The following is a 6,209-nucleotide window of genomic DNA, read 5'->3' on the forward strand; positions in this document are numbered from 1 at the left end:
TAATTTTAAATTATGAAACTTAAAAATCTGATTTTCATAATATTTAAATCATTGCAAAGTAAGTGTTTTTTTATTTATTTTTGACCGCATGAATGTATACGATCTTTTCATAAAACCCTATGAAACCGCCTCTCTCACGCAGATTTTGCTGGAATTCTCGGCTACGGTATTCGGAATTTTAAGTGTTTATTTTTCAATTAAAAAAAATATCTGGGTTTATCCTACAGGAATTGTTTCAACCCTCATTTACGTCTATATTCTTTTTAATCTGGGGCTTCTCGGCGACTGTATGATTAATGTTTATTACACCGTAATGAGCATTTACGGATGGATTCTGTGGGGAAAAAGTTCTCAAGATCACGTTCATGTGGAAGTAAGCTGGGCATCCAAAAAAGAATGGCAGTACGGGATTTTACTTTTCGTTTTAAGTTTAATCTTAGTAATGGTAGTCTATTACTTCAAGCCTTATATTGATAATCATTTTTCAATAAAAGGAATAGATTTAGGTCTGTATCATTTAGACTGGGGAAACTGGCTGGATGTGATTACAACTTCTATTTTTCTTGTAGGGATGTGGTTTATGGCGAAAAGACGCATAGAGAACTGGATTTTCTGGATCATCGGAGATGTTATCTGCATTCCGATGATGATTTATAAGGAACTCGGAATCACTTCGGTTCAATATTTGGTATTTACATTTATGGCGATCCAGGGATACGCCAGTTGGAAAAAAAGTTATAAAGAAAAAAAGTACATTTAAAAACATGAAAAATTTATTTAAAATAGCATTCAGCTTAATTACAATGGCAAGTTTAACTTCCTGCGCGATATATTCGGATCCTTATGCCAATAATTACGGAGATCCTTATTATGACAACGGATATTATTATGCGCCTCAGGGATATTACGGAAACGGCGGATATTGGGGAAACGACGGATATTATTACAGAAACGATTATACGTATTATTATGATAACGGAATGCCTTATTATTACCAGAATTATAATAACTCCAGAAGAAAAGTATATGTTGAAAGAAGATCGGGATCGAACGGAACGACTTCGGCAAGACCTAATAACGGTTTCAGAGGCGGTGTAAACGACGGAAGTTCGAACGGAAGTTTCAGACCGAACAACGGACAGAATACCAACCAGAGACCGAATAACGGATTCAGAAATCCACAGCAGAATACAACAACTCCACGACCTCAGAACAACGGAGGTTTCCGAAATAATTCGGGGAACAGCAATTCAAACAGTGGTTTCAGAAATAATTCCGGAAGCAATACGAATTCAAACAGCGGAGGATTCAGAAACAGTTCGGAAGCTTCGACTCCTCAACCGCAGACAACTTCTCCTCAACCAACGAGAAGCGGAGGCGGATTCAGATAAAACCATTATAAATAAGGAAACGGACAGCTAACACTGTTCGTTTTCGTTTTAATTGTAGTAATTTTGCAGTTTCAATTTTTAAAACAAACATTCTATTAAGAAATATGGAATTTTATAAATATCAGGGTACAGGAAACGATTTTGTAATGATAGACAATCGTTCCGGAGAATGGGATGATCTTTCCATTGAAAATATTCAGAAACTTTGCGACCGCCGTTTCGGGATCGGTGCAGACGGACTTATCAAAATAAACACAGCGAAAGGCTATGATTTTGAAGTAGATTATTACAACTCAGACGGCTCTAAAAGTTTTTGCGGAAACGGGGCGAGATGTTCTGTAGCGTTCGCTTTTTTCCTTGATATTTTTGAAGGCAACTGCAAATTCACTGCTATCGATGGAGAACATATTGCCGAAATCCACAATGGAATTGTAAAATTAAAAATGAGCGATGTTACTACCATTTCCAATGACGGAGAGGATACGGTGATGGATACGGGTTCGCCGCATTACGTGAAATATGTGGAAGATATCGTTAACTACAACGTTTTTGCGGAAGGAAATGGCATCAGAAATTCTGAAAATTATAAGGAAAAAGGCATCAACGTGAATTTTATGGAAAAAATTTCGGATGATGAGATTTTCGTAAGAACCTATGAACGAGGCGTTGAGGACGAAACCTACAGTTGTGGAACGGGAGTTACAGCTTCGGCTTTAACTTTTCTGCAAAATAACCATCTAATCTCTGTAAAAGTTAAAACTTTGGGCGGAAATCTGAAAGTATATGCTGAAAAAAACGGAGACACTTTTCAGAATATCTGGCTCGAAGGTCCTGCAAAGCAGGTTTTTAGAGGTAAAACAGACCTTATTTAAAAAAGTAAAACTTTTAATCACCATTTAAATGAAGAAAGCTATTCTTATCATCATCCTGCTTGTTTTTGTAGCAGGCGGATTTTTTGGATTTAAATTTTATAGAAAATATTACGGCAACAACATCAAAAAGGATGGATATGTTTTGATTCCTCACCAAGCGAATTTTAAACAAATCCTTGATTCTGCGGCGAAATATGTTGAGAATAAAGAAGCTTTTGAAGCCGTTGCGAAAGAAAAGGATCTTGAAAAATATTTCAAACCGGGACGCTATCATTTCCAGAAAGGTCTGGGAAATGCAAATTTGGTTAATATGATTAAAGCAGGAAATCAGAGTGAGAACAGCTTTAGAATTGGTGATTTTGGGGATGTTTATCAGATGATTGGTAAAGTAACTAAAAAAACAGAACAGGATTCTTTACAATTTGTGAATGAATTCAATTCGATTGCTGCCGAAAAAGGATATAACAATGCGGAAGATTTAAAAAAGTATTTCTTTATCGATACGTACAATTTTTTCTGGACGGTAACTCCGAAAGAATTTTTCAAAAAATTTGATGATCAGTACAATGAATTCTGGAACAGCGAAAGAAAGTCTAAAGAAGAGCAATCCGGTTTAACGAGAGATCAGATTTATGCTCTGGCTTCTATTGTGTACAAGGAATCGGGAGGAAAAAAGGACGAACAGAAGACGATTGCAGGATTGTATCTTAACCGCTATAAAAAAGGGATGAAGCTTCAATCTGATCCAACGGTAATTTATGCAATCAATAAGCAAACGAATTTTAAGGATCAGATCAAAAGGGTTTTTTATAAGCATCTGTCTACTCCATCACCTTACAATACGTATGCAAACAAGGGAATTCCACCGGGACCTATCTGCGTGGTGGATAAAAATTCCGTAGATGCAGTTTTAAATGCTGAAAAGAACGATTATATTTTTATGTGTGCCGATCCTGCGAGATTCGGATACCACAAATTTACAGCGAATGCAGAGCAACATGCCATCAATGCAAAAGCTTATCAGGACTGGCTGAATTCAAAAAATATAAAATAATAATCATATTAACTTTTTTTTAACAATTCTATAACTAACATTTGGCTTTTTAATTCGACATATACCTTACAAATAATAAATTAAACTTAGTATTCTGAAATTTAAACAGATTAACAATTTCACAATATTAAGTAAAATCTTTCACGATTTTACACAAAAAATACCTTATGAATCAGACGGAAATCATTAACATTTTTACAAAGAAAACCTTAGGGCTTACTTTTGTACTTTCGGCAGCGGCATTGGCTTTTGCACAGGAGAAGGTCGGTATTTCCGGGTCGGTGGTCAGCAAGAACAACCAGCCCGTTCCTTACGCTTCTGTTACCTTCAGTAACAAGGCAAACAAACAGTTCAGTGATGCTACGCTTACCGACGAAAAAGGTCAGTACAAGCTTGATCTTGCTCCGGGAGCTTACGACATTACTATTGAAGCAATCGATTACCAGAAAAGTGTAGTTAACAAACAAATTACTGCAGCAGGAAACATCGGTGCTTTATCAATCGACCCTGAAAAAAGCGCTACCAATCTGAAAACCGGAGACATTCAGGGAGTTGTGATCACAGCTCAGGCTACGAAGCCTTACAAGGTGGAACTGGATAAAAGAACATATGATCCGTCTCAGGATATTGTAAGTAAAGGTGGAAATCTTCAGGATGTCCTTTCCAACGTTCCTTCGGTTTCTGTAGACACAGACGGAACGGTTTCTATGAGAGGAAGCTCTAATGTGAAATTTTTGATCAACGGAAAACCTTCTGCCCTTCTTGGAATTGATGACGGAGCTAATGCTTTGCAGAGTATTCCGGCAGATCAGATCGAGAAAATTGAAGTAATTACCAACCCTTCATCAAAATTTGAGGCAAGCGGAACAGCAGGTATCTTAAATATTATTCTTAAGAAAAATAAGAAAACAGGCTTCAACGGAAGTGTTACCGGAACTTTAGGATATTTGCCACAAACAAACCTTAATACCAATTTAAGCTGGAGAAAGGGAAACTTCTCATGGTTTCTTAATGGCGGAGGTGGTTATAGAGAATCTAAAAATACAAACAGAAGCGACGATTATTTCTCTAATGCTATTGCCGCAAGCGATTTTACGGAAAGACATCAAAATTCAGTAACCAACAGTAAGAATAACAATTACAACGCTTCCGCAGGAGTTGTATACGACATTTCTCCAAAAACTTCACTTAACGCCTCCGGTACGGTGAGAACTTTCGACAGTGAAAATGACGGAAATATTGACTACAGCTATTTTTATTTAAGTAATCCAAGTTCATCTTCTAACAGAAGAACATTGGGTACAAATAACAATCTTGCTTTTCAGGGAGATTTTGGATTAGATCATAAATTTGACGATAAAGGTCAGAATTTATCCGTATCACTAAGTTTACAGAGCAACAGATCTTTTAATGATACCAATATTGATGAAACCAGAGATGGAATATTCAGCCTTAAGGATATTGTAAATCAGAACACTAAAAATAAAACGTTAATCGGTAAAGCAGATTACGAATTGCCGATTGGAGAATATTCCAAATTAGAGGCAGGATACAGAATAGACATCAACTCTAATGATTACAGCAATGATGTTCAGGAAAGTACAGCTTTAAATCCGACTTTATCATTTTTAAGACCTTACACCTATGACGCAACCTATAAAGAAACATTTAATGCTTTTTATTTGCAGTTTAAAAGTAAGATCGGAAAAATAAGCTATCAGTTAGGATTAAGAGATGAAATCTCTAATATCGATATTAATTATGCCAATTTATCTCCTAAGGATAAAGCTATAATTACTACAAAAAATTATAACAATCTGTTTCCAAGTGTTTATTTAAGCTATGAATTCGCAAAAGACAATCAGCTTTTACTAAACTATGCGAGAAGAATTGATCGTCCAAGATCATTCTTTATGATTCCTAACCCGAATTATAGCGATAATCAAAATATTTTTGACGGAAATATTGATCTGAATCCTTCCTACGTAGATTCTTACGAGTTCGGTTACAGTATTTCTAAAAAGAAATTCACCATTAATCCGACTTTGTATTTCAGACATCAGACCGATGATACAAAAATGTTAGTTTATAATAAACTTGCAGAAGATGAAAATGGAAATCTTATTACACCAAGACGTATTGAATCTCATACAAAGCCAATTAATTTGGGATCTGATGACCGTTACGGTTTAGATCTGAATTTTAATTGGGACGCAACAAGCTGGCTTAAATTTTTAGGTAATGTAGATTTATTTGGATATAATACCAAAGGCAGCACTTTGTATGACACATTCGACAAAAACGGAAATCCTATTCAGGCAGTTGCAGATTTTAACGGTAGTGGTTTTTCTACAAGAGCAAGACTTACCACAACTTTTAAAGTAGACAAAACTTTCAATTTCCAGATTCAAGGCTTCTACAGAGGAGGGCAGAAAACGGCTTATCAGGACAGAAAAGATATGTATGCCATTAACTTCGGAGCATCAAAAACGATTTGGGATGGTAATGGAACAATATCTTTCAATATTCAGGATATTTTCAATACGAGAGCAATGCAGGCTACAACATACACGGCAAACAGTATAAGAGATTCTTATATGCAATGGCAGCCAAGACAATTTGCTTTATCTTTGACCTACAGATTCAAGCAAGGAAACGAAAAAGTAGAGCAGCCGAAACGTAAAAAAGACATCAACTCCAATGCAACCGGAGACGATCAGCAAGGAGGACCAATGTAATCCGCCTTTCATACAAACAGAAAATCCCGAATTTAATTTCGGGATTTTTTTATTTTGGGTAATGTACTGAAAAATAGTTGGTGAAATTCAGGATATATTTTAATAAATTATGCACGTTAATCCGAAGAGGACAAAAGCACTGGTGGAGATCAAC

Annotated in this window: 5 protein-coding genes; all 5 read left to right on the top strand. The window is 36.0% G+C overall.

Annotated elements, in window-relative coordinates; genetic code table 11:
• Positions 1-88: 88 nt before the first annotated feature.
• The 5 genes from pnuC (at position 89) to DD829_RS00365 (ending at position 6,055) form a co-directional block, all read left to right on the top strand.
• Positions 89-760 (top strand): nicotinamide riboside transporter PnuC, encoded by a 672-nt coding sequence (pnuC, locus tag DD829_RS00345; RefSeq protein WP_108410876.1) that lies wholly within the window; start codon positions 89-91, stop codon positions 758-760.
• Between the two features lie 4 nt (positions 761-764).
• Positions 765-1,391: a hypothetical protein gene (locus DD829_RS00350; protein WP_108410877.1), complete on the top strand. Its 627-nt coding sequence runs from the start codon at positions 765-767 to the stop codon at positions 1,389-1,391.
• A 104-nt stretch (positions 1,392-1,495) separates the two neighbouring features.
• The gene (dapF, locus tag DD829_RS00355) at positions 1,496-2,263 is read left to right on the top strand and encodes a diaminopimelate epimerase (protein ID WP_108410878.1); all 768 of its coding nucleotides are present in this window, start codon (positions 1,496-1,498) and stop codon (positions 2,261-2,263) included.
• A 28-nt stretch (positions 2,264-2,291) separates the two neighbouring features.
• Complete coding sequence (gene mltG, locus DD829_RS00360; RefSeq protein ID WP_108410879.1) at positions 2,292-3,317, top strand: endolytic transglycosylase MltG; 1,026 nt, start codon at positions 2,292-2,294, stop codon at positions 3,315-3,317.
• Between the two features lie 167 nt (positions 3,318-3,484).
• Positions 3,485-6,055 (top strand): TonB-dependent receptor, encoded by a 2,571-nt coding sequence (locus tag DD829_RS00365; protein WP_108410880.1) that lies wholly within the window; start codon positions 3,485-3,487, stop codon positions 6,053-6,055.
• The last annotated feature ends 154 nt before the right edge of the window (positions 6,056-6,209 follow it).

Source organism: Chryseobacterium sp. HMWF035, assembly GCF_003094695.1.
Lineage (GTDB): Bacteria > Bacteroidota > Bacteroidia > Flavobacteriales > Weeksellaceae > Chryseobacterium > Chryseobacterium gambrini.

Coding starts and splice junctions, on each gene's coding strand:
- mltG (WP_108410879.1), top strand. CDS start 2,292: ATGAAGAAAGCTATTCTTATCATCATCCTGCTTGTTTTTGTAGCAGGC.
- pnuC (WP_108410876.1), top strand. CDS start 89: ATGAATGTATACGATCTTTTCATAAAACCCTATGAAACCGCCTCTCTC.
- DD829_RS00365 (WP_108410880.1), top strand. CDS start 3,485: ATGAATCAGACGGAAATCATTAACATTTTTACAAAGAAAACCTTAGGG.
- dapF (WP_108410878.1), top strand. CDS start 1,496: ATGGAATTTTATAAATATCAGGGTACAGGAAACGATTTTGTAATGATA.
- DD829_RS00350 (WP_108410877.1), top strand. CDS start 765: ATGAAAAATTTATTTAAAATAGCATTCAGCTTAATTACAATGGCAAGT.